Source organism: Bacillus sp. BK450, from assembly GCF_004364885.1.
Taxonomy (GTDB): domain Bacteria; phylum Bacillota; class Bacilli; order Bacillales; family Bacillaceae; genus Bacillus; species Bacillus safensis.
The window spans coordinates 830,238-854,098 of record NZ_SOBQ01000003.1 but is presented as its reverse complement, the minus strand read 5'-3'; the positions used below and the strand labels follow the sequence as shown (position 1 = coordinate 854,098).

Genomic DNA, 23,861 nt, shown 5'->3' with positions numbered 1-23,861 from the left:
CTAACATCCGGGAGCAAGCTCCCTTCTGTCCGCTCGACTTGCATGTATTAGGCACGCCGCCAGCGTTCGTCCTGAGCCAGGATCAAACTCTCCGAGGTATGCAGGATGCATATCACACATGCGTTGCTACACGATGTAGCGAACTTAGCATGTGATCACTTCCTGCCTCGCCAGTTTGACTGACTACCTATGAAGTATCATAGGATTTTTTATAAAAACTCGAATTAACAGGTACGTTTTGTCTTGTTTAGTTTTCAAAGATCATCTCCGCCGTCTCTCAGAGGCGACTTTATTAATATAACATTCTATCAAGATAAAGTCAACAACTTTTTTCTTAATGTTATTTATCAACCGCGCTGTTTCAGCGGCGAATACAAATATAACACCTTTTGAAAGAAGAAACAAGTATTTTTTCTAAATAATTTATTTTTCCTTATCTCTTCCTATATATTGATACAAATGCTGCTTATCTCGGGAATTATCTATTGTTGATCCTGCAGGTCTTTAGTATATTTATAATAGATTGAAACTAAATAACCGCAGGGGGAGCTTTGTGCTGAGAGTGAACATTCGTTGTTCTGACCCTTTGAACCTGTCAGTTAATACTGAAGTAGGAATGTGGAATCACTTGAATACATACGGTGTATTCAAATCGATATGTTTTCTATGAATAACATACTCATCCTTACACGGTCTCTCCTTGCTCAATTCATGAAAAAGGAGATTTTTTTATGCAGCAATCAAATCAATTGGTACGACTGATGGAAATCGCAATTATGACTTCACTTGCACTTGTATTAGATTACTTATCAGGTCTCTTTTTAAGAATGCCCAATGGCGGTTCTCTTGCGCTGATTATGATTCCCGTCATTCTCATGTCTATTAGATGGGGAATATCTACCGGATTTATCATCGGTGTGTTAATCGCAGGTCTTCAGCTGATGAATAGCCCGATCATCGCTACACCTGTTCAAGGATTCCTCGATTACTTCGTTGCATCTGTTGTCATTTCTTTAAGCGGCCTGTTTTCTGGACTGATCAAAAAAGCCATTCAGGATCAAAAGCGAAAACAGCAATTCTTCTATATTACCCTAGCTGTTTTTATTGCTAGTTTCTTCAGGCTGCTGACGTTCTTTATTTCTGGCGTCGTTTTCTTTTCTCAATATGCACCGAAAGGAACACCAGGATGGGTTTATTCTTTAGTTTATAACAGCACATATATGGTTCCTTCATTTATTATTTGCAGTATTGTTCTTTGTATACTTATCCCAAGTGCATCCCGTTTGGTTTTTCCTCATCAAAAATAACCGGCTGATTTCAGCTGGTTATTTTTTTATGCATAATTTGCTGCTCTATGGAATCTATTAATAGTAGAAGATTTCATGCTGGAGGTACGACAATGAGCCCTTACTCCATTATGCTGTGCTGTTATATTCTCAGTCTTGCTTATTTTTTGGCAGGCTTCTATGAAGCTTTAAAAATAGCAGGCGTGAAAGGAAAAGTAGAAGCTTCACCGTTTATTTCTTACATGTTGCTTGCTGTGCTCTTCACTTTTTTCTCTCATTATTACTGGAAGCTGACGATTTAATTCGCTGTACATGGTTATTCAATATAGACAGCTCCCATCCATACCCTATTTCATTATGGTTCTCGCCAGCCAGCTCGAACTGGCTGGTAACGACAAAACTAGGTTGAAGTTTTTGATAAAATTGTTTTGCCGAATTTTGTTCAAACACCCATAGCATCAACTTCTGATACCCTTTTTCTATTAAATAATCGACACCTTTAGCAATTAAGGCAATACCCGCACCTGATTTCTGTTTCTGTTGTAATAAATAGATGGCATATAGCTCTCCATCATATGTAGAATAACGTTCGTCACGTTGTTTTCCGAAAGAAGCAAAACCAAATACGCCATCCGCATCTTCTGCGACAAACGTCCCTTCAAGTGACCTTCTTCTCCAGCTCTCTTCTCGATCTTCTATATTTAAACCATCCAAATAATCCTGATTAATAATGCCTTGATAAGTCGTCTGCCAGCTCTTCACATGTATTTCGGCGATTTTAGGAATATCTTGATGTACAGCATGTCTCACCTTCATCCGCACCACTCCTTTTAGTTTTTTACACCCTATCTTCATTATCATAAATTCCTAATACGTAGAATTCAATGGCCTGTTTTTTGTGGGCATACCTTTCAATGGTTAAAACTTCTTCTATAAAAAATAGACACCTTCTGCTGGAAGGTGTCTTTTGATTTTATTCTTCTATTTGATGATTCGCTTTTTCGCTTTTTCTTGGTTGTTTGATCTCGTTTGTCAGCTCTTGAATGCTTTGCTTCACATTGCCTTTGCCAGAAAAGTTCTCAATAATTTCTTTCACATCTATTCCAGAGGATGCTTTCAGGCTTTCTTGCAGACTGGACATGAGGTTTGTGGCATAGCCAGTGACTTTATTAGCACCGCTGCCTTCCCCGTTACCGCCCGTATCCACAACAGTAATTTTATCAATGTTAGAAAGTGGTGCAGATACTTGCTTCGCATATTCAGGTAGCATTTTCACAATCATATCAAGAATGGCTGCCTGACCATACTGTTCGAACGCTTCCGCAATTTTCTCTTTCGCTTCCGCTTCCGCAAGTCCTTTTAGTCTAATGACTTCTGCTTCTGTTTCCCCTTTTGCACGATCCGCTTCCGCTTTGGCAAGCCCGTCAATACGGACTTTCTCAGCTTCTGCTTTGGCCATTGCTTCGATGCTGTATTTCTTCGCATCTGCTTCAGCGAGGCGTTTCGCTTTTTCCGCCGCAGCTGACTGCTCAACAGCATAACGGTCCGCATCTGCTTTCTTTTTCACTTCAGAATCGTATTGACGTTCACGACGCTGAATCTCTTTTTCTTCTAATTCAATTTGTTTCTGACGCTCAATGATTTTGACTTGCATTTCTTGTTCAGTTACGTGCTGTCGGTTACGAGCTGTTTCTAGATCGTACGCTTGGTCAGCACTTGCTTTCGCCGTATCCTGTTCACGTCTGAATTCTGCTCTTTTCAGCTCATTGATCTTTTCTGCTTCAGCGATTTCAGTAGCACGCTCAAGCTCAGATTTCTTCGCATCTTTATCTGCTTCCGCACGTTTGATACGTGTTTCTTTATCTGCTTCAGCTGTTGCAATATCTGCATCGCGTTTTACTTGGGCAATTCTTGGTTTACCTAGAGATTCTAAATAGCCATTTTTATCACGAACATCTTTGATCGTAAACGATACAATGACAAGACCCATTTTCGCTAAATCTTGAGAAGCGACACGTTGTACTTCTTGAGAGAATTTCTCTCTGTTTTTATAAATCTCTTCAACTGTCATTGATCCTAAGATGGATCGAAGGTGGCCTTCTAATACTTCTCTCGCTTCGTTTTCGCGGTCTTCTTTTGTTTTCCCTAAAAATTGCTCTGCAGCAGTCGCGATTTCTTCAATCGATCCGCCAATTTTAATGATGGCTGTTCCATCCGCCATGACTGGTACACCTTGTTCGGTATAGACTTCAGGTGTTGAAACGTCTAGCTTGCTAGATAGTAAGCTGAGCGGCTCTGCTTGTTGAAAGACTGGAAGTACAAAGGTACCGCCGCCTCTCACAATCTTAATCTTGTTTCCACCTTCATCCACGTGGACATTTTTACTTCCTAGGTAACTTCCTGTGACGATTAATGCTTCATCTGGACCTGCTGTCCGGTATTTAGAAACAAATACACCAATAAGTGCAATAAGAATCACAAGCACAATTCCAATGATCACTAAAATCGTTGTTCCTGGCATAGCATTCCCTCCTAGATTTCTTCATTTGGTATAACAGATAAGACGCCTTTGTTCACTTCGACAACTAGCACACGGGTTCCATATGGAATCTCCTCTTGGTCGAAACTGACAGCTGGCTTTGAGATTTTCCCGCTATTACTGATTAACAGCACTTCTCCAAATCCGTCTTTTGGAACAGATACAATGATCTCCCCAGTTCTTCCTTTTAAATCGGCCTCCGTATAAGAGAGAGATTCTTCAGCAGAGGAAAGCGGGACTAGTACAAATACATTCAAACAGGTCACAAGGATCACTGCGAGGATGGCAGATAATCCTGCGCCAAGTCCACTTCCTACAATTGCTGTTTTTTCAGAGATAAACCCTCCAGCCGAGAAAAAGGTAAGAAATGCGAGGATCAATGTTGGTTGAAGGAATGGAACAGGGAACGCTTCAAACAATCCATCAAATACATCGCCGAAAAAGACGAAAACAAGTGTCAGGATTCCTGATATCATTAATATGTATAAATACAGCGTCTGAAGAGGCAGCCCGAACACATCCATCTTCCTCACCCTTTCTTCATGAAATGAACATCTTTTGTTTCATTTAGACCTCACCCACCTCCAATGTATTCCTTCTAACAGGTAATACGAACCACTTTTGTAAAGGTTTCATATTTCATCACAATTCTTCAAAGGGATTTTCGGATAGCTCAAGAATGATTGTCATGTACCATTATGTTAAAATTTGATCTTGAGGTGATGAAGAAAATGAGTTTATTACATGAAGCGAGACAAGAATTGTGGCACGAGCTGCAAGGTTTGAGCGAAGAACAATTGAACCAAAAATTATCTGATGATACTTGGAGTATTCAAGAGGTAGCAGATCATTTAAAGAAAATGGACCTAGTTGCAGCAAAACATCTAGCAGCTGAGGGTAAAAAAGCACCAATTAAAGAATATGAACCAAAGCCGGTAGAAATGGCAGAGGACCGTTCGAAAAAAGCCACTGCGCCTAGTATTGTTGAGCCTGAGCGCAAGCATGTAACACCTACACATTTAAAGGATGAGCTCGATACTGCACGTGAGCAGCTCAATCAAATTTTATCAACATTTACTGAGGAAGATTTCAAACGCGTCATTGCACACCCTGTGTTTAAAGAGCTATCCCTTAAGCAATACCTTGATTTTATCGGTGCACACGAAAAACGCCATATTCATCAAATCAAAGAAATTAAAGAACAACTATAGACATAAAAAAGACTCCCTTTTGGGAGCCTTTTTTCATTGTTACACCGTTTTAGGTGTTAACTCAAAGCAGCGAGCATAAATCCATTTGTACGCTTTTTCGTTTAAATCTCTTGGGTTTCCAACTGTTTGCGGATCTTTCATCGCTTCTTTAGATAAACGATCAATCATATCTTTTGATACACCTTGTTCTTCTAATGAAGGAACTTCTAAATCCTCCACTAAATCATACATCCAGTTCACAGCTGCTTTGGCTGCTTCCTCTGTTGTCATTCTGCTTGTATCAATCCCAAACGCTTGCGCAATTCGAGCGAATTTTTCCGGATACCCTTTCCAGTTATACTCCATCACTGGTCCCATCAACGCTGCAACACACTGACCGTGAGCGACAGGAATAATACCTCCGAGTGTTTGACTCATCGCATGTGCAGCTCCAGCTGATTCACTTCCATAAGAAAGCCCGGCAAGCATCGCAGCTTGTGCCATTCCATATCTGGCTTCTAAGTCCTCGCCATCAGCAAAGGCACGGCGAATATAATGAGCAGCATATTCAATTGCCATGAGCGCTACCGCATCTGTAATCGGCTGAGCAAATTTCATCGTATAGCATTCAATCGCGTGAGCAAGCGCGTCAATTCCAGTCATTGCTGTCACATGAGGCGGCATGGACACATGAAGCTCTGGATCAATTACTGTTAGATGAGCTGCAATGAGAGGTCCACCAGTATTGAATTTGAATTCTCTTTCTTCATCAGTAATGACCGCCCACTGCGTTACCTCTGAACCTGTACCAGCTGTTGTCGGAATAGTGGTTAAAGGCGGGATTCTATTTTCAAGCGGTTTTTTCCCCTCTGCCGCTTCGTAATCAAGGACTGAGCCTTCATGGGTCGCTTCTACTCCGATTGCCTTTGCTGTATCCATTGAGCTGCCGCCGCCTACTGCGACTAATCCATTACAGCTTTCTTTTTCATATAAAGCAGATCCTTCGTTCACTAGACGGACTGGCGGATTTGGTTCTACTTTATCAAATAGTACGACATCGATTTGCGCTTCTTTTAATGAAGCAATGACTGGGTCCACCACGCCGGCTTGATAAATACCTGGGTCTGTTACAAGCAATACCTTTGAAACGCCGTATGCTTTCACTTCTTCCCCAACATGTTTCACTGCACCAATGCCGTGTTTGATAACAGTCGGAATTTCAAATGTGTGGAATTTCTGCATGCTTTCAATTTTCATATTTAGTGTCATAAAGAATCTCCTCCAAATGTTTAATTTTTATTTAAACCAATGAACCGCTTCAGGTTTTGTATTTCGATATAAATGCTTCAGCTCGGTATATTCTTCAAGTCCCGTGCGTCCTAATTCGCGCCCAATGCCTGATTGCTTGTAGCCACCCCAAGGTGCTTGAGCGAAATAAGGATGGAAGTCATTGATCCAAACCGTGCCCAATCTTAATTGTCGAGCCACTCTTTCGGCCTTGCTGATATCAGAAGACCACACAGCTCCTGCTAATCCATAAATCGTATCATTTGCCAGCTTGATGACTTCTTCCTCTGTACGGAAGGATTCGACTGTCAGGACAGGTCCAAAGACTTCTTCCTGTACAATCCGCATATCTGACGTGCAGCCTGAGAAAATGGTCGGCAAGTAGAAGAAGCCATTTTGCAGCTCCTCTGCGTCAGGTCTTTTTCCGCCTGTCTCTAACTTAGCGCCTTCTTCTAAACCGATGCTGACGTATTTTTCTACTTTTTCTCGATGCTCAGCTGAGATGAGCGGCCCGCTCTGGGTGTCTTCATCAAAGCCGTTGCCTAGCTTGATTTTTTTCGTACGCTTCACCAGTTCTTCTAAAAATTCATCATGAATAGATTCTTCCACCAGCAAACGTGAACCTGCTGAACACACTTGCCCTGCATGGAAAAATACAGCATTCATTGCCTGGTCAACCGCTACGTCTAAATCAGCATCTTGAAACACAATATTCGGATTCTTTCCGCCAAGCTCAAGGGCTATTTTTTTCACATTCCCGCTGGCTCCCTGCATAATTTTCTTTCCTGTTTCAATACCGCCTGTAAATGAAATCAGATCTACTTGATCATTTACAGCAAGCTCATCCCCAACGGTTGCCCCAGGTCCAAGCACTAGGTTTGCAACGCCTGCTGGAACGCCCGCTTCTTCCATGAGTTTAAATACTTTTATTGTGGTGAGTGGTGTGATTTCACTTGGCTTTAAAACGATTGTATTTCCCGCCGCAAGTGCAGGAGCGATTTTCCAGCTTGCTTGAAGCAATGGATAGTTCCAAGGAGTGATTTGTCCGCATACACCGACAGGCTCTCTGACTAATTCACTTTTCGAGTTTGAAATTGGTGATGCAATGATTTCCCCGCCATCTTTATCAGCCAGACCTGCGTAATATTGGAACACGTTCGCAATATCGTCCATATCTGCTTTGCTTTCCTCTAATGTTTTGCCTGTATCAAGCGATTCCAATTTGGCTAGTTCATCAAGATCACGTCTAATCAATTCAGCTATCTTAAACACAATATTTCCTCTTTCAAGTCCAGGCAGGTTTGCCCAGTCCCCTTGATCGAAGGCTTTTCTCGCTGCTTTAATGGCTAGCTGCGCGTCATTTCTAGATCCTTCGCTGACTGTCGCGATCACTTCTTGATTGAACGGATTGATGATATCCCGTGTGTCGGTACTTTTAGCGCCAACCCATTGTCCGTCTATAAATAGTGTTTGACTCATAGAAGGAACCTCCTCTGATTCTCTTTGGTAAGTTTGTTAAATAAAAATTTAACGTTTTGAACATAATTAACTTATCATGTTCAAATTTTTCTGTCAAAGGGAGATATGCTTCATTTATTTTGACATTTTGTATTCTTTCGTTAACATATAGTCCATAAAGATTTTTTTGAACGGATTGAATTTTCTTAATAGAAAGCAGGGACAAAATGAAAAAGCAGGAAAAACCGCAAGCAGAAGATCGTATTTTAGCTGCTAAAGATCTAGTCATTGATTCCATAGCTGAAACGATGGATCTCTACGGCATTACACGAAGTGCAGGTATTCTATATGGAACGATGTATTTAAATGAGGAAATGACACTGGATGAAATGCGTGAAGAGCTGCAAATGAGTAAGCCGAGTATGAGCACGGGTGTGAAAAAGTTGCAAGACATGAATATTGTCAAAAAGACGTTTCACCGTGGCCGAAGAAAACACAGCTTTGTTGCGGAAAAAGACTTTTTTAAGTTTTTCACGAATTTCTTTCCGCAAAAATGGGAACGTGAGGTCGAGGTCAATTTAGCGGCAATTGAAGAAGCGCAAGAGCGGCTTCAAGAGGTGTCGCGTGATGATCAGCTGGAGGAACATGTAAGAGAAGAAGCGCAGCAGCTCATTGAGCAGCTTGAAAGCTCAAAAGCCTATTATGACTGGCTGAGACGATTAGCCCATTCTGTTCATTCTGGTGAAATTTTTGACTATATTCCGATTGAACAGAAAGAAAAATAGACGATGTGATTACGTTTTACAGCTTGAATTCCACAGGAGGATTGATTATAATAAATTATGTCGTCATACCTCGGGGCGTTAGTTCAGTGGGAGAATATTTCGCTGGCAGCGAAAGGGTCAGGGGTTCGAATCCCCTACGCTCCATACGAAAACCCATTCTTGAGAAATCAAGGATGGGTTTTTTATGTACATATCTCTTACAGTTCTGTTTGTTCTTTGTTTTTTCTTAATACCTTTATGATGCGGTATGTAATCACAGAAAGATAAGTTAGGATGAGAATGATTGTGTAGGACACAGGGAAATCGCTCGTCATTCCGTGATAAATGAAATAGATGAGCAGCACTGACAGCATGATGATCTGGAACAGTTCCTTTTTCATTTTTCTCTCCTCTCATGATAGTGATTTGGTTGATTATATCACACATGATGTCATTTTTTGTTAGCTATCAGCAAGGAGGTATTTCCTCACTTGCTGATAGCTTTTTTTATAGATCATCACTTCTTCTGTAGTTGTTCGATTTTGTTCTTCGTCTTCGGTCCGTAAATTCCGTCTGCAGCTAAGCCGTTCATGAGCTGGAACCGCTTGACCGCATTCGCTGTTTTCGGTCCATAATAGCCGTCAATCCCGTTATTTTTTGCCCCTTTGTCTGGGTAAAAATAGAGAGAAGATAAGGCTTTTTGCACGGCTGTGACTTGAGGGCCTTTTGTTAAGGGCTTGGTGACTTTTAAAATGCCAGATGGCAGATTTGACGATTTCTTTTTGGAAATGGGTGCTTTGTGGCTCAAGCTTTCTGCCTGAACTGGTTTTCTTGTGCTTTTGCTGCCGGTATGCGCTGTGGCTATGCCAGCTTTAAACTGATCCCACCGTCCGAGAAGTTTCCTTGGACATTCTTTCCCGCTCCAATGTTTATGAGGCACTACATTTGATAAAGGAATCCCCAAATCTTCTATCAGCTTTCGAATGAGCCATTGGGCATTTTCAACTGCTTGTTCAAAATTGCCGTCTGCATTTTCACAAATTTCAATTCCAATTGATTTCATATTGCCGGTGCCTCTGCCATCCCCTGCGTGCCAACCGTTTTCGTTTAACGGTAAATGCTGATAAATCACCTGATCATCAACAGTGTAATGCCAGCTGACACCGGTACTTGAACGTGCAACAAACGCTGCATGACTGGCCGCATTAGCACCTTTTGCACTGTTTGAAGTATTATGCACCGTAATATAGAGCGGCTTCATCGTGTTTCCTGGTCTGTTGCGATGTTGTTTTGGGATCAATGCTTGAATGATTTTCACCATGTCGTTTCTCCTTCAAGTATTATTTTGTTAGCCCTCTTTGTTTCAGAGCATCTTTTTGTAATTGGCCTTTGTAGGTCACATAATTGTTTTTAAACCAAGCGATAACTGCTGTGACCATAGTAAAAATCGTAGAACCTGCCACATAAAGTGCTTCACCTGCGGTTTGTACTTGCTCCTCACTAATCGGCAGCACCGTCTGTCCAAACATGACAAGCGTTTGATTGATCAGAGCAATAAAAAGAAGCACTGTGCGAATCACAGTGCCTTTGTCGAATGTTTTCATGAGTTTTCCTCCTATTTTAAATTTCGTTCTATTTTGTCGAGTTTGTCGATCACGACGTCATACTTTTCACTAAACTTGGCTAGCACATCATTTTGCGCCTCGATTTGCTCATTGAGTTTGTTTTCTCGTTCCTTTGTGGTGTTGAGAACATAGAACAGAATCCAGCAAAAGAGAACGGCAAATGGGCCTTGGGTCATTAAGTTTTGAACAACATCTACTTCCATTGGAATCACCTTCTTTCCGACAAAAAAATAAAGCCATTAGGCTTCGTATTTGTCTCCTGTTATGTCTTGGTAGTCGTCTGCCGAGATCCAGCCGATGCTTACATAAAATGCAATGTCCTCTGGGCCGTAACATTGCCAGTCCCAAAATTGTTTGATATCTGCTACAGTTGGAAACATCATTCTGAAGTCCCCCCTGTCTGCATAGCCAATAGCTGCGTTAATTGTTTAGATAATAAAGCATTTTGTTTCTTTAACAGTTCTATATCACTTGGCGGGAGAGGGGCTGGTTTTAAGCTATCTATATACTCCTGTGTCGCTGATTCATACCATTGTTGTTTTTCCACATCAAAAGCTGCTTTATAAAAAGAGGGATTATTGGGTGGAGCAATTGTTGTGCATTGATCTGGAATGATATAATTTCCTTCATCATCCCTCTCAAACACTATTATAGGTCTGACCAATTCATTTTGATGATTGTACTCATAAACTTGTATCATACTATCACTTCCTTAATTTAATGGGACGACTGTGTCTAAATAGTAGCCAGTTACTGCACTTTCATTCGCTGCCAGTAAACCAGTTAGCTTTAGTTCTCCTGTCTTATATATAAGTAATTTACTATGACCCGTTGTACCTGATACGGGAACTGACACCACAAGACCTTTCTCTGGTAAACCTTCGGCTGGAATCCGTCCACAGATGATTTCTCTATTTGCTTTTAGATGACCTCTCAGCAACAACAAATTTCCCCATTTCACATATTCAACGGGTCTATCCCCTATAGATGAACTTTTGTCTAAGGTAACACTAAGCCACGTGACATGTTCAAACTCAGCATTTGTCACTAGCTGTTTCCAGCCCTTGAAGATTCCATCAGTATGAGTAGTTCCGTACCAATGGCTGTTATCATAGCTTCGACTCACATGAAAAGTTTTGCGGTTATTTCCCGTTTCTAAAATATCTACATTAAACCAAGAAGCATCGGTCGTTGATGGCATATTTACTGCATTCGTTCCAGAGACATAATAAAAACCAGAAGGCAGAGTGAGTATATCTGTACCAGTAGGAATAAGCATTCTATTTCCATTCGCTTTCAATAATGGGTGCTCGTTCAACCTCTTCCAGCCGCTCCATTCTTGCTGAGTACCGGTAACATCTGTCGTCGATCGATTGATGTATACATCGCCTGTATTATTCGCCCCAATGATCCAACCATAAGTATTTTCACTAAAGACTGATAAGGCCCTCATAGAACTTTTTGTAGGCAGATCGGGGTGTGCTTCATGAATATACCAAGAATGCACGCCCGGTAATTTGATAAGTTTATCTAAAATACTAGGATCGTTTGCATTAATTCTTTCATAAGCTTTTCCATCGTCAGCAGTGATTTTAGATAGTTGTCCTGCGTCCCATTTGTTTTTTTCATTTTGTGTCGGCAATTGGAGCCAGTTAATTACGACGTCATTCACATGATAGGAAAAACAAAATGCATTGCCTGATGTGTCAATCGCGATTCCTACGCCAATATTATTTTGACCTACAAGCTGAAAGCCTCTTAATGCAGCATTACCTATAGCAGGAGAATCGACTACTCCAGAACCTCCCGGAGCATAGAACGAGCAGGCACCTAACGATTTAATCCCGTTATAAATACTGCCGCCAGCAGGGATATTCACCAACTGGGACCCGTTATCATTTGTCATTTTATATAACTGAGATTGATCCCATTTCTGCTTTTCTGTTACAGATACATGAGATGTTGCATCATTTTTGTGTTGATTGATTTGATCCAAAAGTCCAACATCATTTTCAAGAATAACCTTGATCATGTCATTAAACAGATCTGCATGGGCTTTGTCACTGACTTTAAAAGAACGAGGTGTCTTTATCTCCATGAACATTCTCCTTTTATATTTCAGCTCTAAATATTGATTTTATTAGTTTCACCTTGTGCTGAACTTAAAACCAAATGTAATAAACTCAGTGGGATTGGCGTTATTTGAAGATGATTGTACACATACATTACCCTCTTTATCTATTAAGGTGCGATGGAATTGTGGTACTCCTGGAGTCCCTATACTAGAAGCGACTCCTACAAAATGCATTGCCTGTTTCGGCCGATATTCTTCAGGCAAATTAAACACTGCATTATTTCCTAATGTCCCACCTTTTACAGCTCCTACTATCTCAACTTCACCTAGGAGATTCTTGCGATATTTTACTGGTAAATTAATAGGGTCATATTCCTTCCAATTGCTTTTAATCTCTTTAGGTGTTTCCCAAGATCCTTCTAATAAATCTGATAGCGTGATTTGCTTCTCCCATGGTGTCCATGATTCTGCATTGTGTTTAAGAACTCTAAAGTATGTGTTCTTCCCATAAACAGATTCGTATGCTATTTGCACTAATGTACTGCCATAACTCATGACCAATAAAAACACTCGATTAAAGGATGATGGACCGTTTATACCTTGGTTATAAATGAGGTACATTCCTGTCTGAGTGAGGGTGTTATAGTCTGTTTCGCTAGCAAATCCATGATAAATGGGCTTTCCATTATCTTGTGTGATTTTTACTAATTGACCGTTATCCCATCTATTCATATCACTTTCTGTAGGCAGCTTTGTCCATGAAATCGAAGTATGTCCAGCATCATAATAGAAAAAATAAGCATTACCTGACATATCAATCGCAAAGCCAGATCCAATATTTTCTTGCCCTACTGTCTGCAGCCCTCTTATTGATAGATTCGGTAAGGCAGGTGAATCCTCCACGCCAGCAGCTGCATAAAATGTACATGTTCCTTTGTCTTTTATCGCATCAAATATGCTTTCCCCGGCTGACACATTGATAAGCTGTCTTCCACTATCAGCCGTGATCTTATAACTCTGGGATTCATTCCATTTTTTCTTTTCTGTTTCAGATGCATGTACTCCGCCATCATTTGTATGTTTTAAGAGATGCTCTAATAATCCAGTATCATTTTCAAGTAATACTCTGACCATGTCATTAAACAGATCTGCATGCGCTTTATCATTCACGTTAAATGGTTTTGGTTCTTTTATTTCCATTCGGTTTTCACTCCCTTGCCTTGAAATTTGGTTCTATCTCTTGCAGCTGCTCTATAGTGAGTATCCTTTGCTCGTATCCTTCATTTAGATCTTCCATTGAACAATCACCTAGTTCAATTGCCTGTTTGACCAATCCAGGTGTCACCCATTTGAAATATAATGCCATTACCCAATAATTCATGTTTCACTCTCTCCTTTAATGAAAAGGATGTCATTTTTTAGCGCTTTTAGTTCGTTTGATAGAAAATCACATTGATGTTCAAGCTGTTTTCTCATCAGTTTTTCTTTTGCTACTTCTTGTGCTAGATAATCTAGCGGGAGCGGTGGTTGATACCTTGGATTTGCTTGTGATTCCTCCCACCATTTTTTCAACTCTTTCTCTGTTGGTTTGGGCACATCCAGATACCATTCATCTATATACGAACCAGCACCGTCATTTCTTAGTTCAAAATCCTTTTGCGGATCCGCATCGGGATATTTATATTTAATGGCTTCATATAAAATCATTAAAACCCTCCTATACTCGCGGGAAATTTCGGCCGCCTACTTCTGTAATGTCAAAATAGTTGTACCAGCCTGAGTTATCTGATATATAACGACTAACGTCTCCGTCATATCCTGCGTACATGTAAATTTCTAAATAATCCCCTTTATTAGCCGGTACATTGGCAGAACCATAAAGTCCCATACTAAAACTCAACGTATCAGATGGGCTTGTCGGACTTTGTCTTTGATGTGAAATATTTTTATATCTTTTTCCATTTAAATAGATCGATAATTCAAAGTTTGCATACCGTTGAAAGCTTTCAATATACACACCAGCATTCACTGAATACATTCCGTTTTCAGGGCAGATGAAGCGATTATTTTTGATATCAAAATTGTTATGACTGTCTTTTATCTTTCGATTAAAAAGGACTTTTTGATACTCTCCCTTGGTTAATAACTGCTTCCCGGTTGTACCTATATTGGCATGACAGAACCCAGAGAGTTTATGCCACTCGGTCCACCCCGACCCAGTCCACCAATGACGGCACCACGTACCTGTGCTATCAAAATAGCTGCCTGCTTCGTTTCCAGTCCCATAATAATATTGAACAAATCGAAAGTTACTATATTTTTCATTTTTCACAAAGCCGAATCTTGTAGGGTATCCCGTATCATTGGCTTGACCAATATCCATGAATGTAATACCTATTGGATATTCCTCGCCGCTGACTGTTGCATCTTGAATGGCTTGATCCCCTGTTAGTTTGAATAAGCTTTCATTTGTGATCCCTGCTATTTGTTTACTAAGCGCATTGTCATTTTCCACAAGTGTGTCGACCATCCGGTTAAACAAATTGGCATGTGCTTTGTCAGAGGTTTCAAACGGTAAAGGTGATTTTATGTCCACTTCATTTCTCCTCCATTAATAAATATCATCAATCTCAAAAACAAATTCGATGTCGCCGTCTTTTTGTTTGTCTGTCATGGTGCGGATGGCGGTGAATTTACCGTCTTCGTCGACAAGTGCTAGTTCGTTGATCACTTCTCCTGCCAGTTCTCCCTCGGCGATCGTGCAGGTGTAGCGGATTTTTGCTGGTTCCATGAAAGTAAACGAATCAATATTTTTTTGAACTAGTTCTTTTTTGAGTTTTTGTTCAGTGCCGTCTAGAGAGATCGGTTTTCCATCCTTCGTTCCCCCATTTCCAAAGGCCATTTTGACGACTTTTGTGAGTTTTGTTCCTTCGGCTCTTGCCTTTGCCATTTGTTGACGTGCATACAGTGTTGTTACGGTTAATTGATCAGCCATTGTGATCCTCCTTATAAATCTATTTTTTTAGAAGTTGCTGCTAGCATTTTTGATCCGTCCAGCGGAACAGATCCATCGAGAATCCAGTAATGATCCTTGATCAGTAAGCTTCCATCCTGCTCAGTTTGGACATGTACTGGCAGACGGAACGTCATCTTCTTCTTTGTTTGATGCTGGAACTGATTTTTTGTGCGTAAAGTCAGTGCCTCTTTTTGCTTCGTTTCATGTACCGCTCCAGTCATGACATAGTTCATGCGATATGCTGTGTCTGACTGATGTTGAAGCGGCATTCTCATGTTTAATGAGTGCCGAAAACGAGCAGGCACATCCGTTGTCCCTCTTGTTCCGCTGAGATAAAACGTACCATTTAAGACAAATTCACCATTGAGTAAAATGGGAATATGATCGAAAAAACCCACTCTGCTGCGCAGTGTGAGCCTCCCGTGATGATCATTTTTTTCATGTACATCAGTATGATGAAAAGCCGTGAACGTATAAGCCAAGTGTGCGGGTTTTAACGTTTCAAGTATTTCTACAATATATCTCGTGTTTTGCAAATCATCTAGGTTCACACGTAAAGCGAAGTGATAGCGATTGGTTGTGAGACGGATGACAGCACTTGGATTCTTGAGAAAGCGATTCACTGATTTCTCTAATGAAAGGTACGTGATTGGGGGAATATTTGACATCATATTGAGTAAGCGTGCCCTGCGCAGTTCAATTGAATCATCTGATTCCCGCTGCACCTTCAGCATTCTTTCCCATCTATTCAATCCCCATGTCGCTGTTAAAGGAAAGAACTGATCCGTTAAGTCAAAAATAGATTCGTCCAATCCCTCAAATTCCGGTGCCTCTGTCTTGAGCAGGTGATCAACTTCATAAATCTCTGTAAAATATGGCGGCAGGTAGTTTTTCATTTCATCCTGTTTGCTCAATAACCTTCACCTGCCTAAGACGCGGAATCTCAATGTCCTGTAATACTAAGTTTTTCGACTCTCCATTCAATAACACATCTGCATAATCTGACACACTTTCTGAATGGTACAGAATATCATTTAAGGCGGACATTCGAATGGTACTCTTTTCAAATGCGATTGATTTCAACAGTGTCTTGACCTTTTCTTCTATTTCTTTCTGAGCGCCTTCAAGGGTCCAGTCCATTTGAAGTTCGACAGCCACTTCTATGTCGATATCCAGCCATTTGGCGCTTTCAACGGTTGCTTTCGAGCCTATAGGCGCTTGTCCTTCTCCTTCACCTGGCACTGGGTCGATATATTCCTGTACTCTTTTGACAAGAAGGTCTGATGCAACATCTAGATTGCCATCTGTGATGACAATTTTGACTGTCCCTTCTCCGTTCCAAAGCGGGAACACTTTCGCTCTGCCAACACCGGGCACTTCCTCAGCCCATTTTTTATAATGCGCCCTGTTGGCACTGACAGCCTCCCGCCTCGCACGTATTAAATATCGATCATATAAAGAAGCGTCATCTTCCTCCTCTTGACCTGGTATCACCAGTTCTTTCATCTTAATCGATTCAAGTCCTGGAATTGTATCAAGTGACAGCAGCGGCTGATCTGTTAATTGAACATTGCCGGCTTTACCAGGTGTCTCGCATTCTAGCGTACCATCCTTCGAATACTGGAAATAAACGTCTTCAATAAAAAAACGTGAGCCAGCTGGTATGTTGATATTGTCTGGCTGAATGACCGCTGACCAAACCGCTTTAGTGGCTGGTTTTCTTTCGATCCCTACTTCAGCAGCCCGCCGATCTAGAAACTCTCCTTGTGCTGTGTCTGCAAACACCAGCTCAAATACTTGGTCAAGCCAAATATAGGACTGGGCCAGTTCAGCGGCAGCAGGTGCCAAGGCATTCCAAATGACGCTGTTTTCTCTTTTATCTATATCATCTGGCAGTCTGTCCAGCATTCTTTCGATTAATGCTTCGTACGTCTGTTCCTCAAACATCGCCCTCCATCACCTCCTCTATTTCTAATGTGCCCTCATCTGTGACAATCGCTAGCTTGACATGAAACGAGTCATTTTGTTTTGTGACCTCTAACTCTTCAATATGATCAATCCGTTCGTCAACGAGCAGTGCTTCCTCTAGCAGCCTTGGAATCTCCATTTCTTTGTATTCATCCGTAGCTTCTGTATCCGTCAACAGCTCCTGAATTTCAGTGCCAATGTCGTGACTGTAGATAGGATGTGCATACCGCTCTGTCCTAAGTGTCATATAAATGAATTGCCGGATCGCCTCAATACCTGAAATGGTTTCGCCTGTCATTCTGCCAGTTTCAAAATCTATTCGATACGTCGTTGAGGTTTCGACCTCTTCATCTTCTTCTATTTCCTCGATTTCTTCCTCTGGTGAAAGTGCCACGTTCATCACCTCCCTTACAATTTGTCGATGATGTAAAAGGACTGGCCTCCTGCCATTGCAAGCACCATAATACTGTCTCCCCTTTTCAGCTCATCATCCTCACCCTTATTTAAGCGCTTCGGCCAAATCAGTAATTCTTCTGGAATGATCAGCTTATGATTTTCATTTAATCGGATGCTCAGAGGGGAAACTGCCGTGACTTCTCCGATAACAAGATCAATTGGCGATTCTGCGTCTACTGCATTCACTGCTAATCGTTTAATCGCTTCACTTAATCTCACGCTTGATCACCCTTTGGCATGGAATTTTTCTCAACAACATCAATGGTCATGGTGTGTTTCACCCCACTGAATTCATGTTTGTCTTGATCGATCCAGTAAGTTTTTTTTACGTTGATTTCAGGAATTTTCAAATAGATCGGGAGACCGCTTTGCAGCTCAGGAATTCCTAGGGCTTGGATGCTTTTGACTTCTTGTTTGACGCCTTTTTTCTCTGCCAGCCGTACTTTGGCTCTTTTTTGCAGCTGCGGCTGGTTGATTTGCCCAGTGACTGTCTCAACATGCTGTAAAATACCGTATTTATTCTGACCGGCTTTATCCTGTTCAATCACCACAATCTCGGATTTACTGCCTTTTTTCTTATTCTTCCCCTGTTCATCAGCAGACGTACGCATCTTGACACGAGTGGCTGTCTCTTCGATCGAGGTGCTGTATTGATAGCTGATGAGATTGACGCCTGATTCAATGACCCAGACGTCCTCTGGATCAGGCCAGGCTCTCAGTCCCATCTTGCCTTTAGCAGAATAGATTTGATAGTTTCTTCCTGTTTGCCGCTTCGTTTCTTTCAATGCTTTCAATATCATGTCATACAAGCTCGTATCATTTTTAAACACTAGTGATTTTATGACATGTCCTGTATTGGAGATGGAGGTCATCGGAATTTGAAAGTCAGCTCCAATCCGCCTTAAGATTTGATCTGCTCTTTGATTTGAAAAAACATAGACATCTTGGTTTTTCACCAAATATTGGAGCATATCGTATGCGGTAAAGGTCATCTTCCCTTCAACAGGTGTCCGGGAAAAAACGATGCCTCTAAACAGCTCTTTTCCTTTCCATTTAAAAAGAACCGTGTCCCCTTCTGAGACACGGTAATATGTTTGACTGCCTTGCTTTGTGATAATATTTGCCTGAATAGAGCGAGGGGCTTGATACCTTTGCCCCTGAAGTGTCACACTCTCTGTGACAAGCTCATACATGGTGCCGCTTCTGATGGCAAAAAGCTCAATCAATGCCAGCCCCCCTTATTGTGGTATTTTTAATTTTTGTCCAGGAAAAATCCAATGCCCTGGCTGCTTAATATTGCGTTTACTTCGTTTAATCATCGCTGCTTTATTGGCATTCCAAATACGCCGCCATTTTGTACTGTCGCCATAAAACCTGCCAGAAATGGCCCATAGCGTATCCCCTTTTTTGACGGTATACAATTTTGGTGGTGATTTTGATGGCCGTTTCTTTTTCGTTTGTTTTGCTTTTTTCTTCCGTTTGATTTTCCTAGGCGATGCAGTTTTGTATTCCTTTAACTCGATCATAAATTCACGATCTCCAATATCATATGACCCTTCCTTGTGGGTGAAGCTTTCAATGCTGCACGTCATATTGATTTTTGTCCCAGTTACAATCAACCGAACGGATTTCTTTGAACGCATCATTCGTTCAATTTTCGCGATCGCATTCTCTGGTGATGGAATGCTTTTATATTCAGCAATCGGCGAATATTTCTTAGGAAATAATGAGGTGAATGATACTTGTTTCGCCGATGGTACGTCAATAAAGGTCAGTTCTCCAAAAGAGGCGACCTTCACTGTTTCATTTTGTACGTTATTTGTGATTTCGAGTTCGGATGGAAGAACAGGGAATCGCAACTTGTCCTTTCCTTGGGAAATCCACAATTGATACACTGATTTACCCATCAATTACGACCCCCTTCGTTCCTGTATGAATCTCTACTTCTAGTTCATCAACAAGCATTTGTTTCATTTTTTCGACTAGCGATTGCTGATCTTGTCCATTATGGAAATGCTGATCTCCATTGAATTGAATCGTGATTTGTTTATTACCTGGCGATGTTGTACTGCCAGTAGACTGAACTGAGGTAACTTGCTGCATCTGTGCTTCTGGTAAAGGAGCAGATGCATTTGATGGATCATATACTTGCATCCCAAGTGCTTTAGCTGCCTGCGTCAATAAATACCTTCCGCGAATGCCTCTTTCCTCAGGAATAATCCATTCGCGTTTATTTCCTTCACCGACTCTAGCAACCTGCTCTTGAGTAATCAATCCGCCATTTGCATAGCCTTTATAAGGGCCGCCTCTTCTCATACTTCGTAATCCCGGCGTGTTGAAGACTGTTCCATATCTTCCCTTAATGTAGTTAATGGCTGCTACGGCATTATGAATTGGGTTCCAAATGTCATTCATGCCTTTGCCTTTATTGGAATTAAAAGTCGGTCCAATGGTTTGCATTAAGCCTTTAGAAGGTGTTCCCTTTTTGGCGTTGGAATCCCATAAGTTGATCGCTCTCGGGTTTCCATTTGATTCATGCTGCGCGATGGTCATCAAACCAGGTAGCCAGCTCATAGATGTGCCAGTTGCCATGAGAGCTGCCATGAGCCATTGCTGAACACTAAGACCTGAAGCTCCCATACCGCTGAAGGCACCGATTAATGAACCAGCCTGATTTTCAGCAAATTTTTTCACATCAACTGAGTCAAGCCCTTTGACAACACCGATTGACGCAAATTTCCCAAGACTCATCATGACGCGTGAAGGGGAATGAATGTCTAATTCCTCTCTAAACGCCTGTTCTACTTTCTTCGCCATTTCTTTGGCCGCTTGAGTAACTTCGCTTCCTTTGGAACGCATGCCGCTGTTAAAGGCGTCAATCATTCCTGAACCCCAGCCTGGTGATTCTTGTTTCGCTTGCAGGAATGGTTGTTTAATGTTTTGATCTACGTATTGGCTCGTGCCAATTGATGTAGCATTTTGACCTGCTGCAAAACCACTAACCGTTCCAGAACCCCAAGTGGGTGATGCTGTCATGACTTGTTGGTAGGGTGCTTTTACACGACTTTGTAAAAAGCTATCTGTTCCTGTTGGTGTCATCTGCTGGCCATTTGCAAAGGCAGAAACCGTTTGCTGACCATACTTTCCTGAATCTGATGTCAATTGACCAAAAGGCTGATGAATATTCTTTTGTTTCCATTGATCAAGAGAGATAACTTTACGATTTAACCCTTGTTCAAAATCGTTATTAAATTGCTCGCCAATGCTAGAGGCTTGAATGTCCCCAGTCATCGAGACCGATCCGTCTATTGAACCGACAGAAGATGATGCAGCTACAGCTGTAGGAGCTGGAGAGCTTGATACTTTATTTCCAGCTGCTCCGCTTGGCATAACAGACATTCCAAGTTGAGAAGCAGCCTGAGCAAGCAACATCTTTCCGCGTCCTCGGTTATTTTGAGTTGGAATAACAAATTCGTTACCTGCTTCACCGACCCATGATAAGGTTGGCTGGGTGATATAACCGCCTGTGGCGTTATTATCAGCACCTCCAAAGACATGTTTCAATACAAAATCAACCCCACTGCCAGCCTTATCAAAAATCTTTTTGACCCAGCCAAACGCTTTAGAAAACCCATCACCAATAGCTTCTGCTACTTTTACAATTGGCTTTTGAATGTTGTCCTCAAACCATTTGGATAATCCATCCCATATATCTGTCACGACTTTATACGCTTCTTCAAACTTTTTACCGAAACTGTCTTTAATGGTTCCTACCGTATCTACAAGTGGATTCCACACATTTTCCATAAACCATGTCGATACAACTCCAAAGATTGATTGTATCTTTTTCCATGCATTTGATAATGCTGTCCAAATTCCTGTAGCGACTGTAACAACTGTGCTGCTTAGTGGCGTCCAGACGTTCTCGATAAACCAGCCTGCGACTGCACTGAACGTTTCTTGAATCCATGTCCATGCATTGACTAGACTTGACCAAATGGTCGTGGCTACTGTAACGACTGTACCGCTTAACGGCGTCCAGACGTTCTCGATAAACCAGCCTGCGACTGTACTGAATGTTTCTTGGATCCATGTCCAGGCGTTGACTAGGCTTGACCAGATGGTCGTGGCTACCGTAACGACTGTACCGCTTAACGGTGTCCAGACGTTTTCGATAAACCAGCCTGCAACTGTACTGAATGTTTCTTGGATCCATGTCCAGGCATTGACTAGATTTGACCAGATGGATGATGCTACTGTGACAACCGTACTGCTTAATGGTGTCCAGACATTTTCTGTGAACCAAGTCGCAACTGTTGACCAAACTTCAACAATTTGGTCTTTGATTTCAATGGCTTTTTGACCAATCTTTTCAAATCCGCCGCCATCAAACCATTTTCCGATCGTTTCACCGATAGATTCGCCGCCCATACTTCCAGCGATGCCGCCTACTAGACCACCGATGGCTGTACCTACTCCTGGAACTACGCTTCCAATAGTTGCACCTGCTGCTGCACCTGCCATTCCGCCGGCAATACCGCCTCCAGTCGTACCGATCTTTTCACCAGCATTCTCTTTTTTCATACCGATTAAATTTGTTGCGCTAAGTAAACCACCTAGAATAGGTACTTTCTTTAATAATTTACCGCTCCCTTTACCGATATTTTTCACCGCATCTCCTAGTCCACTTAACCCCTTGCCACCTTTCATTAGACCCGTAAGTCCGCCAACTGAAGCTGCGATACCCGCACCTTTCTTTAGACCACTAGGGATTTTTCCAAATAATTTACCTGCATTTGATTTCAGTTTCCCTAATTTACTTGGAGGCCTTCTATTCATTTCGGTTCTTGATGTGGCATTTGGATTTGTTGATCGTCTCGATGAACGGCCATTTTTCGCTTTAGTAGATCCTCGGCTGCTTATACCTCTTGCACAACAAGGGCAACAACTACTGCGAAACAAACCTTTTCCACCTCGCGGCTTAGGCTGCGTTTTAGGAGCCGAATTAGATGGTGTTGATGTTGGTGCTGTTGTCGGTGCTGTTGTCGGTGCTGTTGTCGGTGCTGTTGTTGGTGCCGGAGTGGTACTGTTGTTTTCACTTGATGGATCACTTGTACCAAAGAGGCGATCTAATCCAGTCTTCACCAATTGATCTAGTTTTTTTTCAGGATTAAATTTGATCTTCTCTTTAATTCTTCCGATCACATCTTGTTTGTACTCTTCCATTTTATTTTCAACCCAAGGAAGTGCTTTTTCATCCCAAAACTTTCTAGGACTCAATTTTTCCTTTACTTTGTCTGCAACGTCACCTGCATATTTTTGAATTTCATTTAATCCTTTATTGGCAAAGTTTTGGATCCAACTCTGTTTAGGTTCATCCGTTTTAACTGACGGACTAGCAGTCTCAGGTTCTTTTTTTATGGTTTTTTCTTTCACTACAGACTCTGCCTGATCTCGTTTTTTCAACTTACTTTTTGCATTGTCTTGAACTGACACTCTGATTTCGTGTTTGGACATTGTCAAGCTTTTGAGTGTCTTTTTGATTCGTTGAATTGCAGCGGTGGCTTGGTCAACCATGTTTAATCTCATATAGTACGTTCTGTTGATGAGCTGAAGGATTGATTTTTTGATCGATGACATTTTCGCTGACAATTGATCGTTTAGTTTAAACGTCAGCATAATGGGACTTGTCCCCATTTGTTTCAAACGATCTATGTTGGATTTAATGACATTCATCCCCTTCGCTTGAAAGGATATGACCAGATGATTTGGAATCATATTTAACTGATTGTTCAATGCTTTTAGATCCCGATAGATTCCTTGATCCAGCCTCATAGAAAATACTGAAACTTTCCGCAGCGATAAAGTGAGGTTTCTTAATTTCTTTTCATCCATTTCCAGACTTATTTTCACTGGTTTTCTAAATGGTTTGAGCTGCTTCTCAAACGTTTGAAATCGTTTTTGAATGCGTAATAACTTCTTCGACACCCGGTCTTCTAATTCAAATCGTGCTGTAAGTTTCGCCATTTATTTACCTCCTTTCTTTGCTTCTTTTTCTAGCATGTCTAGCTTGTAGCTGATGAGTCCGAAAAGGAATGCTTTGAACGGTCTTGGTGATTCGTATAATTCCAGGAGTTCAGATGGGGAGTAGTGAAGCTCGTGCATCGCGTAATATAAAAACACCGCTTCTTTATCCCC

29 protein-coding genes, 1 tRNA gene, 1 rRNA gene and 1 riboswitch are annotated in these 23,861 nt (G+C 41.5%); of the genes, 5 read left to right on the top strand and 26 right to left on the bottom strand.

Annotation, left to right across the window (positions count from 1 at the left end; translation table 11 throughout):
* Nucleotides 1-98: ribosomal RNA gene (locus EV579_RS14250) — 16S ribosomal RNA — on the bottom strand; the annotation flags it as partial.
* 434 nt (nt 99-532) lie between these two features.
* Nucleotides 533-634, top strand: a riboswitch (TPP riboswitch).
* A 97-nt stretch (nt 635-731) separates the two neighbouring features.
* On the opposite strand from EV579_RS14250, the gene thiT reads away from it, so the two are divergent.
* Nucleotides 732-1,307, top strand: coding sequence for an energy-coupled thiamine transporter ThiT (gene thiT, locus EV579_RS14245; protein ID WP_024423228.1), 576 nt, complete (start codon nt 732-734; stop codon nt 1,305-1,307).
* Between the two features lie 92 nt (nt 1,308-1,399).
* Nucleotides 1,400-1,588, top strand: a complete 189-nt coding sequence (locus EV579_RS14240; RefSeq protein ID WP_024423229.1) for a hypothetical protein — start codon at nt 1,400-1,402, stop codon at nt 1,586-1,588.
* Here the strand turns inward: EV579_RS14240 and EV579_RS14235 are convergent.
* The 3 genes from EV579_RS14235 to EV579_RS14225 all read right to left on the bottom strand — a co-directional run bounded on the left by EV579_RS14235 (nt 1,548) and on the right by EV579_RS14225 (nt 4,349).
* Nucleotides 1,548-2,102 carry a GNAT family N-acetyltransferase gene (locus EV579_RS14235; RefSeq protein WP_133744661.1) on the bottom strand — a complete coding sequence of 185 codons (555 nt, stop codon included), beginning with the start codon at nt 2,100-2,102 and terminating at the stop codon, nt 1,548-1,550. The genes EV579_RS14240 and EV579_RS14235 overlap by 41 nt on opposite strands.
* 157 nt (nt 2,103-2,259) lie before the next feature.
* The gene (locus EV579_RS14230; RefSeq protein WP_024425881.1) at nt 2,260-3,807 is read right to left on the bottom strand and encodes a flotillin family protein; all 1,548 of its coding nucleotides are present in this window, start codon (nt 3,805-3,807) and stop codon (nt 2,260-2,262) included.
* An 11-nt stretch (nt 3,808-3,818) separates the two neighbouring features.
* Nucleotides 3,819-4,349: an NfeD family membrane protein gene (locus EV579_RS14225; RefSeq protein ID WP_133744660.1), complete on the bottom strand. Its 531-nt coding sequence runs from the start codon at nt 4,347-4,349 to the stop codon at nt 3,819-3,821.
* Nucleotides 4,350-4,556: 207 nt separating this feature from the next.
* Between EV579_RS14225 and EV579_RS14220 the strand changes: the two genes are divergently transcribed.
* On the top strand, nt 4,557-5,036 hold the full coding sequence (locus EV579_RS14220) for a DinB family protein (RefSeq protein WP_024423236.1): 480 nt from the start codon (nt 4,557-4,559) through the stop codon (nt 5,034-5,036).
* 39 nt (nt 5,037-5,075) lie between these two features.
* Here the strand turns inward: EV579_RS14220 and EV579_RS14215 are convergent, their stop codons facing one another.
* Together EV579_RS14215 and betB are read right to left on the bottom strand one after the other, a co-directional pair.
* Nucleotides 5,076-6,284, bottom strand: coding sequence for an iron-containing alcohol dehydrogenase (locus EV579_RS14215; RefSeq protein ID WP_133744659.1), 1,209 nt, complete (start codon nt 6,282-6,284; stop codon nt 5,076-5,078).
* A 27-nt stretch (nt 6,285-6,311) separates the two neighbouring features.
* A complete protein-coding gene (gene betB / locus EV579_RS14210; RefSeq protein ID WP_133744658.1) occupies nt 6,312-7,781 on the bottom strand; it encodes a betaine-aldehyde dehydrogenase in 1,470 nt (489 codons plus the stop codon).
* A gap of 206 nt (nt 7,782-7,987) precedes the next feature.
* Here betB and cudC point away from each other — a divergent pair, with 206 nt between their 5' ends.
* Nucleotides 7,988-8,545, top strand: coding sequence for a choline uptake/conversion transcriptional regulator CudC (cudC, locus tag EV579_RS14205; protein WP_034284303.1), 558 nt, complete (start codon nt 7,988-7,990; stop codon nt 8,543-8,545).
* Between the two features lie 72 nt (nt 8,546-8,617).
* A tRNA-Ala gene (locus tag EV579_RS14200) sits at nt 8,618-8,689 on the top strand.
* A 53-nt stretch (nt 8,690-8,742) separates the two neighbouring features.
* On the opposite strand, the gene EV579_RS14195 is transcribed toward EV579_RS14200, so the two are convergent.
* The 20 genes from EV579_RS14195 to EV579_RS14100 all read right to left on the bottom strand — a co-directional run bounded on the left by EV579_RS14195 (nt 8,743) and on the right by EV579_RS14100 (nt 23,828).
* Nucleotides 8,743-8,925, bottom strand: coding sequence for a hypothetical protein (locus EV579_RS14195; RefSeq protein ID WP_024423240.1), 183 nt, complete (start codon nt 8,923-8,925; stop codon nt 8,743-8,745).
* 116 nt (nt 8,926-9,041) lie between these two features.
* Nucleotides 9,042-9,845: a peptidoglycan recognition protein family protein gene (locus EV579_RS14190; RefSeq protein WP_024423241.1), complete on the bottom strand. Its 804-nt coding sequence runs from the start codon at nt 9,843-9,845 to the stop codon at nt 9,042-9,044.
* 19 nt (nt 9,846-9,864) lie between these two features.
* Complete coding sequence (locus tag EV579_RS14185) at nt 9,865-10,128, bottom strand: phage holin (RefSeq protein ID WP_019743388.1); 264 nt, start codon at nt 10,126-10,128, stop codon at nt 9,865-9,867.
* Nucleotides 10,129-10,139: 11 nt separating this feature from the next.
* A complete protein-coding gene (locus tag EV579_RS14180) occupies nt 10,140-10,352 on the bottom strand; it encodes a BhlA/UviB family holin-like peptide (RefSeq protein WP_017367922.1) in 213 nt (70 codons plus the stop codon).
* A gap of 36 nt (nt 10,353-10,388) precedes the next feature.
* Complete coding sequence (locus tag EV579_RS14175; protein WP_034624530.1) at nt 10,389-10,532, bottom strand: XkdX family protein; 144 nt, start codon at nt 10,530-10,532, stop codon at nt 10,389-10,391.
* Nucleotides 10,529-10,849 carry a hypothetical protein gene (locus tag EV579_RS14170; RefSeq protein WP_133744657.1) on the bottom strand — a complete coding sequence of 107 codons (321 nt, stop codon included), beginning with the start codon at nt 10,847-10,849 and terminating at the stop codon, nt 10,529-10,531. The genes EV579_RS14175 and EV579_RS14170 overlap by 4 nt, the downstream gene beginning before the upstream one ends.
* A 12-nt stretch (nt 10,850-10,861) precedes the next feature.
* Nucleotides 10,862-12,247, bottom strand: coding sequence for a hypothetical protein (locus EV579_RS14165; protein WP_073207162.1), 1,386 nt, complete (start codon nt 12,245-12,247; stop codon nt 10,862-10,864).
* A 48-nt stretch (nt 12,248-12,295) separates the two neighbouring features.
* Nucleotides 12,296-13,423, bottom strand: a complete 1,128-nt coding sequence (locus EV579_RS14160; protein ID WP_073207165.1) for a pyocin knob domain-containing protein — start codon at nt 13,421-13,423, stop codon at nt 12,296-12,298.
* Nucleotides 13,424-13,430: 7 nt separating this feature from the next.
* A complete protein-coding gene (locus EV579_RS14155; protein ID WP_073207168.1) occupies nt 13,431-13,604 on the bottom strand; it encodes a phage portal protein in 174 nt (57 codons plus the stop codon).
* Nucleotides 13,601-13,930, bottom strand: a complete 330-nt coding sequence (locus tag EV579_RS14150; protein WP_073207171.1) for an XkdW family protein — start codon at nt 13,928-13,930, stop codon at nt 13,601-13,603. The genes EV579_RS14155 and EV579_RS14150 overlap by 4 nt, the downstream gene beginning before the upstream one ends.
* A 10-nt stretch (nt 13,931-13,940) precedes the next feature.
* On the bottom strand, nt 13,941-14,819 hold the full coding sequence (locus EV579_RS14145) for a hypothetical protein (protein ID WP_076839872.1): 879 nt from the start codon (nt 14,817-14,819) through the stop codon (nt 13,941-13,943).
* A 15-nt stretch (nt 14,820-14,834) separates the two neighbouring features.
* Nucleotides 14,835-15,218 (bottom strand): phage tail-collar fiber domain-containing protein, encoded by a 384-nt coding sequence (locus EV579_RS14140; protein WP_024423249.1) that lies wholly within the window; start codon nt 15,216-15,218, stop codon nt 14,835-14,837.
* 11 nt (nt 15,219-15,229) lie between these two features.
* A complete protein-coding gene (locus tag EV579_RS14135; protein WP_133744656.1) occupies nt 15,230-16,153 on the bottom strand; it encodes a YmfQ family protein in 924 nt (307 codons plus the stop codon).
* Nucleotides 16,137-17,186, bottom strand: a complete 1,050-nt coding sequence (locus tag EV579_RS14130) for a baseplate J/gp47 family protein (RefSeq protein ID WP_133744655.1) — start codon at nt 17,184-17,186, stop codon at nt 16,137-16,139. The genes EV579_RS14135 and EV579_RS14130 overlap by 17 nt, the downstream gene beginning before the upstream one ends.
* Nucleotides 17,179-17,601: a DUF2634 domain-containing protein gene (locus tag EV579_RS14125; RefSeq protein WP_133744654.1), complete on the bottom strand. Its 423-nt coding sequence runs from the start codon at nt 17,599-17,601 to the stop codon at nt 17,179-17,181. The genes EV579_RS14130 and EV579_RS14125 overlap by 8 nt, the downstream gene beginning before the upstream one ends.
* Nucleotides 17,602-17,615: 14 nt before the next feature.
* Nucleotides 17,616-17,882 carry a DUF2577 family protein gene (locus EV579_RS14120; protein ID WP_024423253.1) on the bottom strand — a complete coding sequence of 89 codons (267 nt, stop codon included), beginning with the start codon at nt 17,880-17,882 and terminating at the stop codon, nt 17,616-17,618.
* Entirely contained in the window at nt 17,879-18,889 is a 1,011-nt protein-coding gene (locus EV579_RS14115; protein ID WP_024423254.1) for an XkdQ/YqbQ family protein, read from the bottom strand. Before EV579_RS14115 ends, EV579_RS14120 begins: the two co-directional genes overlap by 4 nt.
* A gap of 12 nt (nt 18,890-18,901) precedes the next feature.
* Nucleotides 18,902-19,570: a LysM peptidoglycan-binding domain-containing protein gene (locus EV579_RS14110; protein ID WP_133744653.1), complete on the bottom strand. Its 669-nt coding sequence runs from the start codon at nt 19,568-19,570 to the stop codon at nt 18,902-18,904.
* Nucleotides 19,563-23,690: a transglycosylase SLT domain-containing protein gene (locus EV579_RS14105; protein WP_133744652.1), complete on the bottom strand. Its 4,128-nt coding sequence runs from the start codon at nt 23,688-23,690 to the stop codon at nt 19,563-19,565. Before EV579_RS14105 ends, EV579_RS14110 begins: the two co-directional genes overlap by 8 nt.
* The gene (locus tag EV579_RS14100) at nt 23,691-23,828 is read right to left on the bottom strand and encodes a hypothetical protein (protein WP_095357030.1); all 138 of its coding nucleotides are present in this window, start codon (nt 23,826-23,828) and stop codon (nt 23,691-23,693) included.
* Between the last annotated feature and the right edge of the window lie 33 nt (nt 23,829-23,861).